At 39.5% G+C, this 19,419-nt stretch carries 15 protein-coding genes and 1 pseudogene; 11 read left to right on the top strand and 5 right to left on the bottom strand.

Annotated features, from left to right (window positions below; all coding sequences use genetic code 11):
- The 3 genes and pseudogenes from PMAL9190_RS20130 to PMAL9190_RS20335 form a co-directional block, all read left to right on the top strand.
- A pseudogene (locus PMAL9190_RS20130) lies at positions 1-173 on the top strand (S-(hydroxymethyl)glutathione dehydrogenase); the annotation flags it as partial.
- 348 nt (positions 174-521) lie between these two features.
- Positions 522-1,778, top strand: a complete 1,257-nt coding sequence (locus tag PMAL9190_RS16670; RefSeq protein ID WP_087846150.1) for a dicarboxylate/amino acid:cation symporter — start codon at positions 522-524, stop codon at positions 1,776-1,778.
- Between the two features lie 303 nt (positions 1,779-2,081).
- Positions 2,082-2,225 (top strand): hypothetical protein, encoded by a 144-nt coding sequence (locus tag PMAL9190_RS20335; RefSeq protein ID WP_200813437.1) that lies wholly within the window; start codon positions 2,082-2,084, stop codon positions 2,223-2,225.
- Between the two features lie 3 nt (positions 2,226-2,228).
- On the opposite strand, the gene PMAL9190_RS16675 is transcribed toward PMAL9190_RS20335, so the two are convergent.
- Entirely contained in the window at positions 2,229-4,544 is a 2,316-nt protein-coding gene (locus PMAL9190_RS16675) for an ATP-dependent helicase (RefSeq protein WP_087846151.1), read from the bottom strand.
- Between the two features lie 214 nt (positions 4,545-4,758).
- Here PMAL9190_RS16675 and PMAL9190_RS16680 point away from each other — a divergent pair, with 214 nt between their 5' ends.
- The 8 genes from PMAL9190_RS16680 to PMAL9190_RS16715 all read left to right on the top strand — a co-directional run bounded on the left by PMAL9190_RS16680 (position 4,759) and on the right by PMAL9190_RS16715 (position 14,869).
- Complete coding sequence (locus tag PMAL9190_RS16680; protein ID WP_087846152.1) at positions 4,759-5,472, top strand: DUF445 domain-containing protein; 714 nt, start codon at positions 4,759-4,761, stop codon at positions 5,470-5,472.
- Positions 5,473-5,706: 234 nt separating this feature from the next.
- Positions 5,707-6,471 carry a metal-dependent hydrolase gene (locus PMAL9190_RS16685; protein WP_087846153.1) on the top strand — a complete coding sequence of 255 codons (765 nt, stop codon included), beginning with the start codon at positions 5,707-5,709 and terminating at the stop codon, positions 6,469-6,471.
- A 218-nt stretch (positions 6,472-6,689) separates the two neighbouring features.
- Positions 6,690-7,793, top strand: a complete 1,104-nt coding sequence (locus tag PMAL9190_RS16690) for a phosphoribosylaminoimidazolesuccinocarboxamide synthase (protein WP_087846154.1) — start codon at positions 6,690-6,692, stop codon at positions 7,791-7,793.
- Between the two features lie 472 nt (positions 7,794-8,265).
- Positions 8,266-8,442, top strand: coding sequence for a trimethylamine N-oxide reductase system protein TorE (torE, locus tag PMAL9190_RS16695; RefSeq protein WP_036794120.1), 177 nt, complete (start codon positions 8,266-8,268; stop codon positions 8,440-8,442).
- Between the two features lie 43 nt (positions 8,443-8,485).
- Positions 8,486-9,664 carry a pentaheme c-type cytochrome TorC gene (gene torC, locus PMAL9190_RS16700; protein WP_087846155.1) on the top strand — a complete coding sequence of 393 codons (1,179 nt, stop codon included), beginning with the start codon at positions 8,486-8,488 and terminating at the stop codon, positions 9,662-9,664.
- 20 nt (positions 9,665-9,684) lie between these two features.
- Positions 9,685-12,156 carry a trimethylamine-N-oxide reductase TorA gene (torA, locus tag PMAL9190_RS16705; RefSeq protein ID WP_087846156.1) on the top strand — a complete coding sequence of 824 codons (2,472 nt, stop codon included), beginning with the start codon at positions 9,685-9,687 and terminating at the stop codon, positions 12,154-12,156.
- A 284-nt stretch (positions 12,157-12,440) separates the two neighbouring features.
- Complete coding sequence (locus tag PMAL9190_RS16710) at positions 12,441-12,737, top strand: hypothetical protein (protein ID WP_065167841.1); 297 nt, start codon at positions 12,441-12,443, stop codon at positions 12,735-12,737.
- 272 nt (positions 12,738-13,009) lie between these two features.
- Entirely contained in the window at positions 13,010-14,869 is a 1,860-nt protein-coding gene (locus tag PMAL9190_RS16715; RefSeq protein WP_087846157.1) for a PhoX family protein, read from the top strand.
- A 122-nt stretch (positions 14,870-14,991) separates the two neighbouring features.
- On the opposite strand, the gene PMAL9190_RS16720 is transcribed toward PMAL9190_RS16715, so the two are convergent.
- From PMAL9190_RS16720 to zwf, 4 genes are all read right to left on the bottom strand, one after another.
- Positions 14,992-15,444 (bottom strand): hypothetical protein, encoded by a 453-nt coding sequence (locus tag PMAL9190_RS16720; protein WP_087846158.1) that lies wholly within the window; start codon positions 15,442-15,444, stop codon positions 14,992-14,994.
- Between the two features lie 115 nt (positions 15,445-15,559).
- Positions 15,560-17,008, bottom strand: coding sequence for a decarboxylating NADP(+)-dependent phosphogluconate dehydrogenase (gene gnd / locus PMAL9190_RS16725; RefSeq protein ID WP_060999600.1), 1,449 nt, complete (start codon positions 17,006-17,008; stop codon positions 15,560-15,562).
- Between the two features lies 1 nt (position 17,009).
- A complete protein-coding gene (gene pgl, locus PMAL9190_RS16730; protein WP_087846159.1) occupies positions 17,010-17,735 on the bottom strand; it encodes a 6-phosphogluconolactonase in 726 nt (241 codons plus the stop codon).
- Positions 17,736-17,737: 2 nt separating this feature from the next.
- Positions 17,738-19,237: a glucose-6-phosphate dehydrogenase gene (zwf, locus tag PMAL9190_RS16735; protein WP_087846160.1), complete on the bottom strand. Its 1,500-nt coding sequence runs from the start codon at positions 19,235-19,237 to the stop codon at positions 17,738-17,740.
- Between the last annotated feature and the right edge of the window lie 182 nt (positions 19,238-19,419).

The raw sequence follows: 19,419 nt of genomic DNA on the forward strand, positions 1-19,419 counted from the left end.
GTGGCGTTAAAGGCCGTTCAGAGCTTCCAGGTATCGTTGACCGTTACATGGCAGGTGAATTCCAACTTGATGACTTCATCTCATTCAACATGGGCCTAGACGACATCAACAAGTCATTTGACCTATTACACGAAGGTAAGAGTATCCGTACTGTTATTCACTTCGATAAGTAATTATCAGCCTTAAACGGCGCTATTCTCAACGTATAGCAATATACGTTGAGAATTATTTCTATGTTCACTTGTTCAATACCATACGCTAATGGATTAGCAATTAACTCATTAACGATATTATATTTAATTTTACTTATACCCTATTTGGATTTATATCTAAATCATCGTTAATTGAGAATGGCATTTGCCACGCTCTGGCATCGCTGTCAGAGCGTTTTTATTTATATACATAATATATATTTATTTCAGTTCTTGGGACTGGCACTCTAATTATTAATAAGCCTTTATATTCCAAGTATTTCTTTTTATATTCTCGTTACGAAACGAACACCGAACAGAGACCTTTTAATGAACCGTCGTCTATTCAAATCGTTACCTTTTCAATTAATGATTGCAGCTCTATTAGCATGGAGTATTGCTTCTTTATTGCCTTTGCATGCTGGTTTTGAGCAGTCAACTGCATTTAAATTGTTAATGCTAACCAAAACAACTTATATCGGCTTACTCAAAATGCTGGTTGGGGTTGTGGTACTATTATCCTTATTACAAGGTATTACTAGCATTGGCTCAACATCACGTTTAAAAACATTAGGTTATAAAACAATTGCCTTTTATAGCTTAACATCAACACTTGCAATTAGTTTAGGTTTAGGGGTATCACTGGCAATTCCTAAATGGCCACATTTAATTGATACAGCACAAGTCACTGTCGGTAGTAATGTTCAATTGATTGATAATAGCTCTTCTTCTGGTGGTGCTATTGCAGAAAAGTTATTTAACATGGCCTTGGTTAATCCTTTTCAAGCGCTCGCAACGACAAACTTATTAGCGATTGTTGTTTTTGCCTTATTACTTGGTATTGCATTATTAGCTAGCTTACCGCCTAAGCATGCTGTTTTTGAACTTATTTCAGGACTTAATATTGCTATAAATCGTGTTGTCTCTACGGTAATAAAATTAGCACCATTAGCTGTATTTGCAATTGTGTTTCAATTTACCGCTCAAAGTGGCAATAGTATTTTTGGTGAATTAGCACTCTTTGCTTTGTTAGTATTTTCATTGACATTAGTGCATGGCGGAATTGTATTACCTCTACTTGCTAAACTGTTTACCGGTATTAAATTTTCAACCTTATTTCGCGCATTATCAGCACCAATGGCTATGGCATTTGCAACATCATCAAGCTCTGCGACACTGCCTCTGTCATTACAAACAGCCCAAGAAGATTTAAATATATCGCAACCCACCAGCAGTATGGTCTTGCCTCTTGGCTCTATTATGAATATGGATGGTACGGCATTATTTGAAGGGGTCGCTGCTATTTTTCTGGCTCAACTCTATGGTATTGAGCTGGGAACATCAGGACTGATTATGATTTTTATTATGGCTATGGTGTCGTCTATTGGTGCACCAGGTATGCCGTCAGGTTCAATGTCAGGAATGCAACTTGTATTGCTTGCCGTCGGTATTCCGCTCGAAGCTATTGCGATATTGCTCATTATTGAAAGACCACTGGATACTTTCCGCACAGCTGTCAATGTTGAGGGAGACCTAATCGCCGCGCTCGTTGTCGATAAATGGCAAAATCAGTCAACTAAAGTGTGAACCAAGCCTTTTTTAGCATGTTATCGTGTTATTAACTAACAACTAAATATTGCTTTGACTCTCATTTAACCCTGCCATAGAATTTACACATAATGACAACAATTGGTTACTTAAACCAATTGTTGTCATTAAATTTTTTAACATCCTTTATATCAATAACAGTACTGTTTACTCAACAGACGATATGATGGAGCCACTGGAAGCTCAAGGACGATGTTAATTCTCTAATAATTTAAGGTAACAACTTACCCATAAGCTTTGGTGTTGTGAATTGCCTTATCTATAAATTAATAGGTTTTAATTATGGTCAAAAAATTATTACAGTCGTTCGGATTTAGAAGTGCCGAAACTAAATCACGTCAACTTCGAGAACGACTTGAATTTGCTATACAACAAAATTTAGGTCAACGTGAGTCTCGCGCTAACCGCGCTAACAATCACCTATAGTCGTTAATTATATTTACGCGCCTTGGCACGCGCTACTACAATAAGACGATTAAGTAGTACCTTTTTCTTAGCCGTGCCTGCTTGATTTAATTCACGTACAATACGTGTTACTTCTGCTTCCAAATACTTCATCGGTTTTTGTACCAGGCTGCGAATCAACTTGTCAGCATTCTCAGGTATAGGCTGTTGTAGCGCCCATTGATAACTATATACACTTTCTCCGGTAGCATTTGGCTCTGGTAACGAAATAGAAACCGCTTTAGGCGGTAACTGCATGTCATCAAAACGTGCTAATCGGCGATAATATCCCTGTACTACAGCTGATTTATGATATGGTAACTCCCCATCCTGATATAATACCGGACCAATTTCTTGCGCAACATCAGCCTTTGATTCAATAATAAATTGACTGGCATTTTTATCTTTACGTATATACTGATCTTTCTTCGTGTTCTCTACCGTATAATAAATTTTCGCACTCTGTTTTGCGCGTGTTATTGCAACATAGGCAAGTCGGCGTTCTTCTTCAAGATCGGCAGAAATGCCTAATGCAGATCGATTTACATAAGGAAAAGCGTCTTTATCCCAATAAGGTAAATGAACCTGCGTATACTCACAGCCTTTAGCTCTAAATATCGTGGTTAATTGAACACTGTTATTTGTCTGAGCCTGATTTTCAACTGCTGATTGTTGAGTATAATACTCAAAATACTGCAACGCTTTTTCACAGTTTTGATCCATTGATTCAAGTACAGTTTCAACACTGTCTAAGCGCTCAACCGCCTCTTCTATTTCCGTTGCCGTTGCTTCTGTTTTCCAGATCCAAGTATCCAATTCACTGTCACGACGATACTGCCTATAAACATCTAATGCTTTAAAATTGCCTTTTCGCTGCAACATTAGCAATAACTCAATTCTATCTGTAAACGTTTCTAGATTTAATGTTGGTTGAATTTTTTGAGTTTGTTTTATTACAGCCAACCATTCAGAGCTTGGACGTTGAGCTAAAGCCTCACACAAAGGACGTAAGCTTTTATTCGGTACATAGCAATGTGGGAATGATAATAAGTTAAACAGTAAATTAGCTTGGTCATTACTAGCTAACGTCAAAAAGCGTCCAGTCGCTAATACCATAATATCCATTAGTAGCTTAACTTCACGGCTATGGGTTAGTACTGAACCAATCGGCATGTGGTAAGGTATTTTCTTGGTTAAAAAAGCAAGTTCAAATAACATTGCTTGCGACCAACGTCGGACTAAAATAGCCACTTCTGCTGGTTGGCCGCCCTGCGCAATGAAATCAGCGACTGATTGCGCAATTTCTCCCACTTGACGCACAGTACCGATAACCTCAACCGTCGTATCAGCAACAGACTCATGAGCGACAGTCTGAAAGTCATGAAAACGCTGTTTATTATTGGCAATCAAATGGCTAGCAGCTAACGCTAAACTATGCCCAAAACGAAAAGAGTGTGACAAGCTGTAAGTCGTTGCAGGCGTAAAATCTTGTTCAAAATTGAGCATAAATTGAGGAGCACTACCGCGCCATTTATAAATACATTGATCAACATCGCCAACAGCAACTAATTGTGCTTGTGGCGATAACAGTAATTTTAATAGCTGGTATTGAGCGGTATTTATATCTTGGAACTCATCAACCATCATAAATTGAATGTGTTGATGATAATGTTTCTGTAACACAGGATCATTATTTAGTAACTGGATGGTTTCAACCAGCCAATCATCAAAAAATAACTGTTTGCGCTCTTTACGGACTGTCTCAAAATTCCAAAAAGCTTCAATAATAAATTTATATTCACTGTTAATTTCAGACAGTTCAAACACTTCTTTTGGCGGTAACATGTGTGCTTTTACCAGCCCAATAAAACTCATCAGTAATTCGATAGTGCGTGGATCTTTAAATTGCTGCTGTTTTTGATACGATTTTTCTTGAGCAGCCATTTGTCGCAATACCAATTTAGCTATAGTTTTATCGCTATCACCATTATTAAAATCAATTTGGTAACCCGTCGCAGATAAATAACCGGATTGTCTTAGGAGTTGAAAACAAAAGCTGTGAAATGTATGCACAGATACTCGCTCAGCCAACGGTATTTGAGCTAATTTGGCTTTAAAGTCAGTTCGAATATCACGGTTAAACATTAGCACCAGCATATTTTCAGCTGCTATCATCTGTAATTTATGCTCAACAACACCAACTAATGTGGTTGTTTTACCCGTTCCAGCACCCGCTACACATAGCGCATTACCTGTCTGATGATGAATAAAAGCAGTTTGTTCAGCTGTAAAACGGGTCATTAACAATACTCAGTCGACAATAAATGCATAGCAAGCGAGTATAACAATTGCTATCTGAAGTTTAAATCGTATAGCCGCTATTAGCATCAGCAAATACAAATGTAGCGTAGGTCTATTTCTATCTGTTAGAATTTGGCTAATTATAAATGGCAACATGCTATTTCCTGACTCAATAACCGTATCTCTCGGTGTTATAACGACTAAGAATTACCACATGTTAAAAAACAAAAGTTTCATCACCAACGCCCTTTCGCTATTACTTTTATTCATTGGTTATATCAGCAACAACCACATTATTCTTTACTGTGGTTTATTTGCTTTTTCAGGCGCATTAACCAACTGGCTTGCTATTTATATGTTGTTTGAAAAAGTTCCCGGCCTATATGGTTCAGGCGTGATCCCTGCCCGTTTTGAAGCCTTTAAAGCCGCGATCAAAGCGTTAATGATGGAGCAGTTTTTTACCCAACAAAATATCAGCCGCTTTTTAAAACAAAGTAATGTTGGACCAGCACAATTAGACATGCAACCAATCATTCAAAAGATCGACTTTGCCCCAACGTTTGATTCATTATTGAATGTGATCATGGACTCATCATTTGGTGCCATGATCACCATGATGGGGGGAACGGAAGCGATGGAACCATTACGCGAACCGTTTATTGAAAAAATGCAACAGTCAGTTACCGATATCAGCCAGCAAGATAACTTTAAACAAGCACTCAAAGAACAACTTAGCCAACCGGAATCATTAGGTGATATTGAAGGGACTATCGAAGATATTATTGATCAACGTCTCAATGAGCTTACCCCTAAAATGGTTAAAGATATGGTTCAAAAGATGATCAGTGAACATCTTGGATGGCTAGTGATTTGGGGCGGTGTGTTTGGTGGCCTGATTGGTATCATTTCAGCATTGATTACAGGCTAATATTGAACGTTATCAGTCGTATTGTTTATGATAGATAATACGACTGTCGCTACTCTTCTAATTGTACACTTTACTCGCTCTTATCTCTTCTATTGTATATCGACAATAACCGCTAAAATGGTTTTTTTTTATCCAGTTAATTTCATTTATTACACCAAAAGTGTGATAAATGTTGAATAATGATAACCAACAGTGATAAATACCTGTATATGTATCCAGTTGGAATTCATTTTCTTGGCAAATTTCTCAACCCATTTCACGGTTGCAGCAATTGTGAGTGGTTTAACAGCAACCACACTTTTATCTGCAGACCATATTAGCCCTAGCATTGCACTATGGATGACCTTTTTTGGTACCGTTGGTGGGCTTTTACCTGACATAGATTCAGACCACTCAACCTCAATGAAAGCCTTATTCACACTGTTAGCGGGGTTTTGCTGTTTTATACTTGTCAGCCATATTTACACCCAAGTCGCAATGCTAGAACTGATTCTTTACGTTGTATCATTATTTATTACAGTTCGTTATTTTGGCAAAACGGTATTTGATCGCTGCACTGTACATCGAGGTGCATGCCATTCAATCGCATTTGTCACCCTTATTGCTCTATGTTGCGTACATATATGTGTCTTGCTAGGTCACACTGCAACCGACAGCTGGTTAGCTGGAGGATTTGTGTTACTTGGCGGTATCGTACACTTAGCATTAGATGAAATATACAGTGTCGATCTGTCAAATAAACGCTTAAAATCATCATTTGGTACAGCACTTAAACCGTTTGCTTTTACTAAACCGTTTATCAGCTTAGCTCAAGTCATTGCGATTGTAATTTTATTTGATATCGCTCCTAGTTATGACGGTGCATTACACGTCATCACTAATTGGAGTCATTTCCAATTTACGCCAGTCTGGTTCAATATAGACGACACCAAACAATGGCTAATGCATATGTTTTATATTACACCCCGTGATTTACATGCATTTTATCAACGGTTTTAATTTCTCTTAATCCACTCATTACCTGTCACGTTAAGTACAATATCTCACTATTGTACTTACGCTTTTATTACACTACAGCCCAAAGGCAATCGTTTGCTTTTTTACTGGTAGTCCAACAATGAACCTAGTATTATGCCCAATAAGATGAGTGATTAAGCGACATATTGCCTTAAGCACTCTGTATTTCGATGCCATCGTTTTGAAATAGGAATTTCACCATGAGCCTTGCAAATCAAGTTCTTGCCGTCAATGACGACCTTCCCATCCGTACAGATAAACCCGTCCATAGTGGAAAAGTACGCTCAGTTTATTGGTTAACAGAAGCTGATAGCCGTCGTCTTATTCAACAAAAAGGCTATAACGTTCAAGCTGATGCTCCTTTAGCAATAATGATCATCAGTGATAGAATTTCTGCATTTGATTGTATTTGGCATGGTGAAGGTGGTTTAAAAGGTGTTCCAGGTAAAGGTGCTGCACTCAATGCAATTTCAAACCATTGGTTTAAACTATTTAAAGATAATAACTTAGCTGATAGTCATATTCTCGATATTCCCCATCCGTTTGTTTGGATAGTACAAAAAGCGAAGCCTGTAATGGTTGAAGCGATTTGTCGTCAATACATCACTGGCTCTATGTGGCGAGCATACAGTAATGGTGAGCGTAATTTTTGTGGAATAGAGCTACCTGAAGGTTTAGAAAAAGATCAAAAACTTCCCCAACTACTGATGACACCATCAACCAAAGGTATTCTCAAAGGCATTCCAAATGTTCCTGAAGCTGATGATGTTAATATCACTCGAAAAGACTTAATCGATAATTACCAAGCTTTTAATTTCCGCCATGCCGATGATATTAATATCTACGAAAAACTCTTAGCTGATGGCTTTAATGTCATTAGTAACGAATTAGCAAAGTTAGACCAAATTTTTGTCGATACTAAATTTGAGTTTGGTTATGTTACAGATACTAACGGTAACGAAAAACTGATTTACATGGATGAAGTCGGCACGCCAGATTCATCACGTATTTGGGATGGCGCTGCGTATCGTGATGGACAGATTATTGAAAACTCTAAAGAAGACTTTCGCCAAGTATTATTAAATTACTTTCCAGATCCTGATATTTTATTAAATAAAGAACGAATGCCTGAACGTTTTGCGTTAGCGAAAAATAATGCCTTGCCTCAAGAAGTGTTAATGCAAATTTCTAAAATATATACCGGTATTGCAGAAAAAATCACCGGTAAAGCAATTGTCTTAAGCCAAGATCCTAAAGCAGAAATCATTGATATTTTACGCCATCAATATCAGCTTATTGATTAATGTTTTGTAGAGGGCTATGTCATCTGTACGTCATAGCTCTCTTTCTCAAACAATCATATTCCATTCACATTCCGCTTAGCATTATTATTTAATCTACTTTTTTATTTATATTATTCTACCACCGAGTAAATCGCCCACCATCAACTTGTAACACCAAAGAACAATAACAAACAAAACCACAACCATCACTCCACACTGCCACAAAAATTAAAAACAAATCCGCTACATAAAAAACATCTAGCACCCACCGAAAAAACAAATAATCGCACTTACTATTTCATTAGTTTACACATTAAATCTTTTCCTATTAACAATAAAAGATAATGTCAAAAAAATACTATTTAAGCCGTAAAATAATGCATTTATTAATTGAATAAACACAGCAGTCTACTTTATGATCACATTGCGATTAGAATTGATATAAATATTTATAAGAACTCATTTTTTACATTTAACAATCTTAGGAGGTTTTATGAGCAGTATTACTGATCCTACTGCCAAGAAAACACGCAGCCGCGAATGGAAAATGTTCCTTTTTATTACCATTTTTCTTTTCCCTATTTTAAGCGTCATTTTCGTTGGTGGTTATGGCTTCACCGTATGGATGTTGCAATTGTTTGTCTTTGGTCCTCCCGGTCACGGTGGTTGATTCCCTACTTTACGCTGCAAGCATCATATAAAGAGAAACAATAATGAAAGCATTTTTGAAAAGAGCTTGGCTAACCCTATCACGTCCAAGTGTTCATATTAGCCTCGGAGTGCTCACGCTCGGTGGTTTTGTTGCAGGTATTATTTTCTGGGGCGGGTTTAATACTGCACTTGAAAAAACCAATACCGAAGAATTCTGTGTCAGTTGTCATGCTGACAATGTCGTGCCTGAATACGTTAATACTATTCATGATAAAAACCGCTCAGGTGTTAGAGCTACATGTCCTGATTGTCATGTCCCCCACGATTGGACTGATAAAATTTCTCGTAAAATTCAAGCAAGCAAAGAAGTATTTGCTCACTTTGCAGGCTTTATCGACACCCCTGAAAAGTTTGAAGATCGCCGTATCATACTCGCTCAACATGAATGGGAACGCTTTAAAGCCAATGGCTCGCAGGAATGTCGTGATTGTCACGATTATAAAGGCATGGACTTTGAAAAAATGTCACCTGTTGCTCGCGTACAAATGAAAAATGCCGCCGAGCGTGATCAAAGCTGTGTTGATTGCCATAAAGGTATTGCTCACCACTTACCAAAAGATATGGATACCAGCGGCGGTATGATCTCAGAGTTGGTACAACTGTCACACGGTACTGACTACAGCAAAGGTGAAGAGATTTATAGTGTTCGCTTCCTACCTGTTTATGAAGATAAAGCCATGACTGTTGAAGCTGGTATTCTAAATCCAGCATCTGGCGTTAAAGTCATTGATGAAACAGATAATGCCATCGAAGTTGAGATTGCTGGTTGGCGTAAAGATAAAGGCTATGGTCGTGTTATTCAGGAAGACTTTGGAATGAACATTCCAGTGGCTTCTCTTGTTAAAGAATCAGCACAAAACGACAACGTCGTTAATAAGTATGAAGAGAAAGTCGATGATTTAACCGGCCTTCCTTGGCAACGTGTAACAGCAAAAGTGTGGATGCCTAAAGATTCATTAGTCAATGACATCACACCGGTATGGGCACAGGCAAAAACAGCTTACACCACTAACTGTTCTGTTTGTCACACTCAACCAGCTGAAGCGCATTTTGATGCCAATACATGGCCAGGCATGTTTAACGGTATGTTGGCATTTGTAAACTTTGACCGTGATAGTGAAGCGATTGTGTTGAAGTATCTACAGAAACATTCTTCTGATTTTTCTAATGGCCAACACTAAGCGTTGATGGAGTAAATACTATGTCTGTATCAAGAAGAAGTTTTCTTAAAGGTCTTGCAACAACAAGTGCAGCGACTGTTATCGGCCCAAGCCTACTCGCATCATCAAAAGTGTTTGCAGACGATCAACAAATAGGTCAAGGCACGTGGCGTTATTCTGGTTCTCATTGGGGGGCTTTCCGTGCTCAAATCTATGCGGGGAAAGTACAACAAATTGAAGCGATTGAAATAGATAAAAACCCAACTGAAATGCTAAAAGGCATTAAAGGAATTATCTATAATCCATCACGTGTTCGTTACCCTATGGTGCGTCTAGACTGGCTTAAAAAGCACAAGTTCAGCGGCGAAACTCGCGGGAACAATCGTTTTGTCCGCGTAACATGGGATGAAGCCTTAGATCTGTTTTACCGTGAACTTGAACGTATTCAAAAAGACTATGGTCCATGGGCGCTACACGCAGGTCAAACTGGCTGGCGCCAAACAGGTCAATTCCATAGCTGTACTAGCCATATGCAACGTGCTGTGGGTATGCATGGTAACTACATCACCAAAGTTGGCGACTATTCAACAGGTGCAGGTCAAACCATCATGCCTTACGTGCTAGGCTCGACTGAAGTGTATGCTCAAGGTACTTCATGGTCTGAAATTTTAGACAACAGTAAGAACATTATTTTATGGGCTAACGATCCAGTTAAAAACCTCCAAGTGGGTTGGAACTGTGAAACTCACGAGTCCTACCCTTACCTTGCGCAACTTAAAGAAAAAGTAGCAAAAGGTGAAATCAATGTTATTTCGGTTGATCCGGTTAAAAACAAGACTCAACGTTACTTAGAAAACACCCATCTATACATTCACCCACAAACTGATGTGCCGTTTATGTTAGGGGTGGCGCACACGCTTTACACTGAGAATCTTTATGATAAAGAATTCATCAAAATGTATTGCTTGGGCTTTGATGAGTTCATTGGTTACGTAACAGGTGAAACCAAAGACAAGGTTGAAAAAACACCAGAATGGGCAGCAGAGATTTGTGGCGTACCTGCTGAACAAATTCGTGAGTTTGCTCGTATGCTAGTTAAAGAGCGTACTCAAATTCTGTTTGGTTGGTGTATTCAACGTCAAGAACACGGTGAACAACCTTACTGGATGGGTGCGGTCATTGCAGCGATGGTTGGCCAAATTGGTTTACCTGGTGGCGGTATCTCTTATGGTCACCACTACTCAGGTATTGGCGTGCCATCAACAGGCTTTGCAGCACCAGGCGGCTTTCCACGTAACGTCGATGAAGGTCAAAAACCTAAATGGGATAACAATGACTTTAACGGTTACAGTCGCACTATCCCTGTTGCACGCTTCGTTGACTGTATTTTAGAACCCGGCAAAGAAATTAAGTACAACGGCTCTAAAGTCATTCTGCCAGATTATAAAATGATGGTGATCAGCGGTAACAATCCTTGGCATCATCACCAAGATCGTAACCGCATGAAGCAAGCGTTCCAAAAATTACAAACCGTGGTAACGATTGATTTTGCATGGACAGCAACTTGTCGCTTCTCTGATATCGTATTACCTGCATGTACTCAGTTTGAACGTAACGACATTGACGTTATGGGCTCATACAGTGGTCGCGGGTTAATTGCGATGCAAAAATTGGTGGATCCGTTATACCAATCAAAAACTGACTTTGATATTTTCACTGAACTATCTCGTCGCTTTGGTAAAAACAAAGAATACACCCGTGGTATGGATGAAATGCAGTGGGTTCAAATGCTGTATAACGATTGTCGTAAAGCGAACGCAGGCAAATTCGATATGCCTGAATTTGATGTATTCTGGCAACAAGGATTCCTTGATTTTGGTACTGGTAAACCTTGGGTTCGCCACGCGGATTTCCGTCAAGATCCTGAAATCAATGCATTGGGTACACCGTCAGGTTTTATTGAAATCACCAGCCGTAAGATTGGTCGTTACAAATACGAACACTGTCAGGAACACCCGATGTGGTTTGAAAAGACAGAACGATCTCATGGTGGGCCAGGTTCTGATAAACACTCATTCTGGATGCAATCTTGTCACCCTGATAAGCGTTTGCATTCACAAATGTGTGAATCAGATCAATTCCGAGCGACTTATACCGTTCAAGGTCGTGAACCGGTCTACATCAACCCCAAAGATGCTGCAACTAAAGGCATTAAAGACGGCGATGTAGTACGGGTATTTAATGACCGTGGTCAATTACTTGCAGGGGCTGTAGTTACAGATAGCTATCCACAAGGTGTGGTGCGTATCGAAGAAGGTGCATGGTATGGACCATTAAATGAAAAAGTAGGTTCGATTGATACCTATGGCGATCCAAATACATTAACTATGGATATTCCAACCTCAGAATTAGCTCAGGCAACCAGTGCCCAAACGTGCTTAGTAAGCATAGAGAAATTCACAGGCGAGTTACCGCCAGTAACAGCCTTTGGTGGTCCAATAGAAGTAAGTTAATCTCGTGATCTTAGCGTGATATTTAAGCCCTCGTGCTCTTCATTGATACGAGGGCTTTTTACGCCAACAAATCATCATTATTTGCAATCATCAGCATCAATTACATCCTCACCAGCAATATTATTGTGCAATAAGTGTATCAAAAAAGAGACATTTGTTTATTTTTTGTCAAACTTATTGTGCACATATTGATCAGCTGTCATCTGTGAGCGAAAATTAACTTATAAGCATGGAGGTTTATAACAATTTAATTTTATAGATATTTGATTTGAAAGGTACATACTATGTCAGGTTTTTCTTATCCCCATACTTGCCCATTAATTGATAAACAAATAGGTCGAGCAAAAGGTGATCTAACCACTTATGCGCGTGATTTATTACGTTCTTATAATATTGAAATCAGTGGTCAAGAGATGCGACTTGCTGGCGAAGAATTATTTAGTGCACTTAGCGATATTTTTGAAAAAACACGCAAAACAAATGAAGATATGCGTACAGAGGCACATAAGCAAATAGTAGCACTTGAAGCCGAAAATATGGAACTAAGAGCATTATTGTATTGCCAACGTATGGCAAGTTAATATTTTTATTTATTCACTACAATAATAAATATTGCAAAAAGTGCTTTGTCATTACCTACATCTAACTTGCTAGACGCAAGCTCATTGGCTCGATAAGCCTCAAAGTAGTATGAGGCTTTCATTGTTTTCACTGTACTTTATTTATTTTCCCCCTCATCTGACAGATACAAGAATATCTTTTTTTTGTAACCACAGAGTAATATTTTTTACACATATAACTCTTACTATTGGCCACCTTTACTGACAACATAAAAATTACCAAGGAAGTAATAATGGTTAATAAACACGTACAGTTTAGTGAAATCATCAATAAAGGCCTAAGTCGACGCCGCTTTATTCAAACAAGCTCAACCGTTGCTGCATTTTTCACAGCAACACCAATGGCATCAGCCATTGCCAAAACCACTTTGAAAGAGCCGAGCATTAATTTTAAGCAAGTGCCTGTTTCTACAGCTGATACTGCTATTGTACCTGAAGGCTATCAAGCTGATGTTTTAATTTCATGGGGATCGCCACTGTTTGCCGATTCTCCAGCTTTTAGTCCTTCAGCTAATAGTGACGCTCAACTAAAACAATTTGGCGATAACAATGATGGTATGGCATTCTTCCCCCTCACGAATGAGCGTGCAGTACTTGCCGTAAATAATGAATACACCAATTACGAATACTTATTGCCAAACCAAGGTAAGACGCTCTCTGCTGACGATGTGAAAAAAGCCCAAGCCGCTGTAGGTAACTCTATCGTAGAGTTGGTATATAAAAACGGTCACTGGATCGTGAACCAAAACGGTCGTTTAAACCGCCGTATCACCGCAAATACGCCAATGGAAATTACCGGTGTTGCAGCAGGTCACCCTCTTCTAAAAACTAAAGCTGATCCAACAGGTACTCGTGCTTTAGGTACTTTTGCCAACTGTGCAAACGGTGCTACGCCTTGGGGCACTTACCTCACCTGTGAAGAAAACTTTGATGATTTCTTTGGTACTGATACAAATGTAGCGGTTGATTCTAACCAAGAACGTTATGGTATCAGCCCAGAAAATAAAGATTACCGTTGGTATGAGCACGATCCACGTTTTGATATTGCTCAAAACCCTAATGAGCCAAACCGTTTTGGCTGGGTTGTAGAAATCGATCCAATGAACCCTACTTCAATACCTAAAAAACGCACTGCATTAGGACGTTTCAAGCATGAAAATGCCGCTGTTACTATCAACAATGACGGTTATGTTGTGGTGTATTTAGGTGATGATGAGCGTGGAGAACACTTATACCGCTTTGTATCAAAGAACAAATATAACCCAAGCAACCAAGAAGCTAACCGTGATCTTCTTGAAGAAGGTACACTGTATGTTGCTAAGTTCGACGCCAAAGACGGTGAATTAAAAGGCACAGGTCAATGGATTGAACTTACGTTCGGTAAAAATGGCCTAACAGCTGAGAACGGTTTTGCTAGCCAAGCTGAAATCATGATCTTTGCTCGTAAAGCAGCAACACATGTGGGCGCAACAACCATGGATCGCCCAGAGTGGGTAGCCGTGAATCCACATACAAGCGAAGTGTTTTGTACCTTAACCAATAATAAGAACCGTGGTGTTAAACCTAATCAGCCGGTTGACGCAGTGAATCCTCGTGAGAAAAACCCGTATGGTCACATCCTGCGCTGGAATCCATCCAACGGTAACCACACCGCTGCGACTTTTGACTGGGATCTTTACCTCATTGCAGGCAACCCAACAGTACACAAAGATTCATTAATGGCTGGTAGTAAGAATATTAACAAAGACAACATGTTCAACTGTCCTGATGGCTTAGGTTTCGATAAAGACGGTCGTTTATGGATCCTAACTGATGGCGATGACTCTAACAAAGGTAACTTTGCAGGTATGGGTAATAACCAAATGCTTTGTGGTAACCCAGTAACCGGTGAAATCCGTCGCTTCCTAACAGGCCCTATCGCTTGTGAAATCACAGGTATTACTTTTAGCCATGATAGCAAAACCATGTTTGTTGGTGTTCAGCACCCAGGCGAAGAGCAAGCACCTTCTCACTTCCCTGATGGCGGTCACAGTACTCCTCGCTCTTCTATCATGCGAATCACTCGTAAAGATGGTGGTGTGATTGGCGCATAATTCACAGCGCTAACAACCAAGCCCCCCAATGATTAAGGTTTGTTAATATGTAAATTACTTATCTTAAAGCCCTGTATTGTTTTGGTTTCTTATTGAATTCGTATTCGATACTAGGGCTTTATTTATTCTTTATTGTTACTTTTAACTAAACGGCATTGCGCTAATACTTGCTGCTTTGTGATTTGATGCGAGCCATTAAGAGCCAGAGAACAGTTGTAGTTTGCATTAAATGTATTCAGTTTAAAATCAAGCCAATGTTCCCCCCAATGAAAATCTTCAAACCACATATCACCTTCAGGATCATCTTGTAAATTCACCACTTGATGATCAGGCAGTGCAACCTTACAAATCTGTTGCGATGATGTCAGCCCTTGGCTTGTTCCTTCTTTGTAGTTCTCAAGTGTAAAACAAGGATTCACCTCAGAATTAAACACTACAACGCGAAAGGTGCCTAAGTTATCAATCCATTGGGTCGACACAAAATCAATATCTATCGGTATAACAGGAGCTGGCTTGGCATGAACTTGAAATACCGTGAGTAAACAAAACCCTAGCCAATTGAAGTGTTTCATCATCTCTTTCTCATTATTTATCTTAATAAATGATGTTGCTTGTACTGTGATTTTTAAAACACATGTAATAAAAAAGCCACCGCGAACGGTGGCTCAGTATGCTTACTGCGTTTATATATTAAACGTCATAAGTAGTAGAAGCAGTGTCGCCGCCTGTACCAGTCCAGTTTGTATGGAAGAACTGGCCACGAGGCTGATCAACACGCTCGTAAGTGTGAGCACCGAAGTAATCACGCTGCGCTTGAATCATATTCGCCGGAAGGCTTGCAGTTGTGTAGCCATCAAGGAATGTTAATGCTGATGTCATGGTTGGCATTGGTAGGCCAATTTCCATCGCTTTTGATGCTACTTTACGCCATGCAGGCATGCTGCTTAGTAGAATATCTTTGAAGTAGGTATCTGAACCTAGGAATTTGATTTCTGGGTTAGCTTCGTATGCATCACGAATATTACCTAGGAATGCACTACGGATGATACAACCGCCACGCCACATTAGCGCTACGTTGCCGTAGTTTAGATCCCAATTAAACTCTTCTGAAGCTTCGCGAATTAACATAAAGCCTTGCGCATAAGAAATGATCTTAGATGCAAGTAGTGCTTGGCGTAATGCGTCAACCCATACTTGCTTATCACCATCAACCTTAGCAATTGTTTTACCAAATAAGCTTTCAGCTTCAACACGCTGATCTTTCATTGAAGATACACAACGCGCAAATACAGCTTCTGTAATTAGCGTTAGTGGAATACCTAGATCAAGTGCGTTAATACCTGTCCACTTACCAGTACCTTTTTGACCAGCAGTATCTAGAATCTTCTCAACTAGTGGTTGACCATCTTCATCTTTATAACCAAGAATTTCAGCTGTGATCTCTACTAAGTAGCTATCTAACTCTGTTTTATTCCACTCTTGGAAAATCGCTTGCATCTCATCGTGAGATAAACCAAGACCCGATTTCATAAAGTGATATGCTTCGCTGATTAACTGCATGTCACCGTATTCGATGCCATTGTGAACCATTTTAACGAAGTGGCCAGCACCATCTTTACCTACCCAATCACAACAAGGCTCACCTGCAGCTGTTTTTGCTGAGATTGCTTGGAAAATTGGTTTGATTGCAGGCCATGCAGCTTCAGAACCACCAGGCATGATTGAAGGACCAAAACGTGCACCTTCTTCACCACCAGAAACACCAGAACCTACATATAAAATGCCTTTTGCTTCAAGTTCAGCAACACGACGGTTAGTATCTGGGTAGTTTGAGTTACCACCATCAATGATGATATCGCCTTTGTCTAGTAACGGAACTAGTTGGTCAATAAATGCATCAACAACATCACCAGCACGTACCATTAGCATCACTTTACGTGGTGCTTCTAGCTTAGCCACTAGATCTTCAAGAGACGTAGCGCCAATAATGTTAGTGCCTTTTGCAGCACCTTCTAGAAACTCTTCTACTTTAGAAACAGTACGGTTAAACGCAACAACTTTAAAGCCATGGTCATTCATATTAAGGATCAAGTTTTGACCCATAACTGCTAAACCAATTACACCGATATCGCCTTTCATATTATTCTCCTTGTGCTAGCAGTTTTGCTGCTGCTGCATCTAAATACCATTCTGTTTCGCCATGAGAGGCTTTAATTTTTGCCGCCGGATAAGCAAGTTCTTCCGCCGGTGTACTATTTATTTGTTGTAAGACCTCAGCCTTACTTTCACCCAACACCAAGTAAGTAATACGATCAGCATTTTCAAGTAAACGTGCTGTTTTTGAAATACGCTGTTGACCACTTTGTGGTTGAGTCGCAATCACTGCTAATGCAGGATCATCAAAATTGGTTTGATTTGGAAATAAAGACGCAGTATGACCGTCGCCACCCATGCCTAATAAAATCCAATCAAATGCAGGCAAGCCATTTTTATGCGGGATCACCGCATCCATTTCTGCTGCAAAACGCGCACATTCAACTTCAACGTCAGCTTCACCACGAATACGGTGAATATTCTCGGCTGGAATACTAATATGCTTAAACAATAACTCGTTAGCTTCACCAAAATTACTTTCGACATCTGTAGGAGCAACACAACGCTCATCACCCCACCAGAAGTGAAGCTTACTCCATTGAATATTGTCAGCAAAAGGCGCTTGCGCTAATACTTTAAACAACAATTTAGGGGTACTGCCCCCTGATAATGAAATATGTGCGGCATGATCTTGCAGGCTCATCGCTTGCAGTGTTTCAGCTAGAGAAACAACAACATCATGCGGAGTCGCAAACACTTTATAATTAATCATGCTTATAACTCACAATAATCTGTATTGGCCAAGTTTTTACATGGGAAGCGCCATTGACGACCATCATTTGATAGTAATTCATCAGCTTCTTTAGGTCCCCACGTTCCTGCCGCATAACCAAATAAATGCTCTGGTTGTTCTTTGTAGTCAAGAATTGGCTGAACAAACTTCCAGCAGGCTTTTACTGCATCAGTACGCGCAAACAAGGTCGCATCTTGCTTCATACAGTCAAGCAACAAGCGTTCGTAAGCGGTTAGCATATTAAGCGACTCAATTTTGTCGTAATGGAAATCCATTGACACTTCTTGAGATTCAAAACCTGCACCTGGTTTTTTAAGGCCGAAGCTCATTAAAATACCTTCATCCGGTTGGATACGAATGATTAGTTTGTTCTCTGGAGCATTAGCGCCAAACACTGGATGCGGGGTCTTTTTAAAGTGAATCACAACTTCTGTAACGCGAGTTGGTAAACGTTTACCAGTACGGACATAAAACGGCACACCGTTCCAACGCCAGTTTTCGATAAACATCTTCATGCCAACATATGTTTCAGTACGTGATTCGTCATTAACGCCGTGTTCTTGACGGTAACCAGGAAGATGTTTACCACGAACATCAGACTCAGTATATTGACCTAAGACTAAGTTTTTATGTAAATCATCATCAGATAAAGGTTTAAAGCTTTGCATCACTTTAACCACTTCATCGCGAATAGAATCAGCATTGATTGCAGCAGGTGATTCCATACCTACCATTGCTAATACTTGCAATAAATGGTTTTGGAACATATCACGTACAGCACCTGCACCATCGTAATAACCGCCTCGATCTTCAACACCTAATGCTTCAGATGCTGTAATTTCCACATAATCGATGAAGTTACGGTTCCACAATGGTTCAAACATACCGTTAGCAAAACGGAAAACTAATAAGTTTTGTACTGTTTCTTTGCCTAAGTAATGGTCAATACGATAGATTTGATGCTCTTGGAAGCACGCGTGGATTTGCTTATCTAGCGCAATTGCAGATGCAAGATCATAACCGAATGGCTTTTCAACAATCAGATTTTTCCAACCGTCAGCTTCATCGTTAAGACCATGAGCTGCAAGACATTCAGGAATAACGCCGTAAAGACTTGGCGGTGTCGCAAGATAAAAGACGGCATTACCGTGAGTATGATGGGTATCTTTAAATATGTCTAAGCGCTGCTTTAGTACTGCGTATTCTTCAGCGTCAGAAGTATTTAATGCTTGGTAATATAAATGCTGACAAAACTTCGTTAATGTCGCTGCATCTGTTTTTTCATTTTCTTCTAATGCAGAGCGAAGTTTATCGCGAAAGTCCTGATCGCTATATGCCGTACGACTAACACCTAAAATTGCGAAATCTTCCGGCAATAAACCATTAGCGTATAAGTGATAGAACGCAGGAATTAATTTACGATGAGTCAAATCGCCTGACGCACCAAAAATCACAATTGCGTTATTTTCTGGTTTAACCATGTAATGTTCCCATTTATTTACAGATCATTCGATCTGGTACAGCAATCAATTGCTTGGTATAACGAGCATTATTATGCCGTAATTTTCAATTTGGTATCTATCATTTCGTGATAATAATTGAAAAATTTTGTTATACCTTAAGTCTCATTTCAGTCGATGACTACATTTAATCTATGGCATTT

The sequence above is a fragment of the Photobacterium malacitanum genome (assembly GCF_900185615.1).
Taxonomy (GTDB): domain Bacteria; phylum Pseudomonadota; class Gammaproteobacteria; order Enterobacterales; family Vibrionaceae; genus Photobacterium; species Photobacterium malacitanum.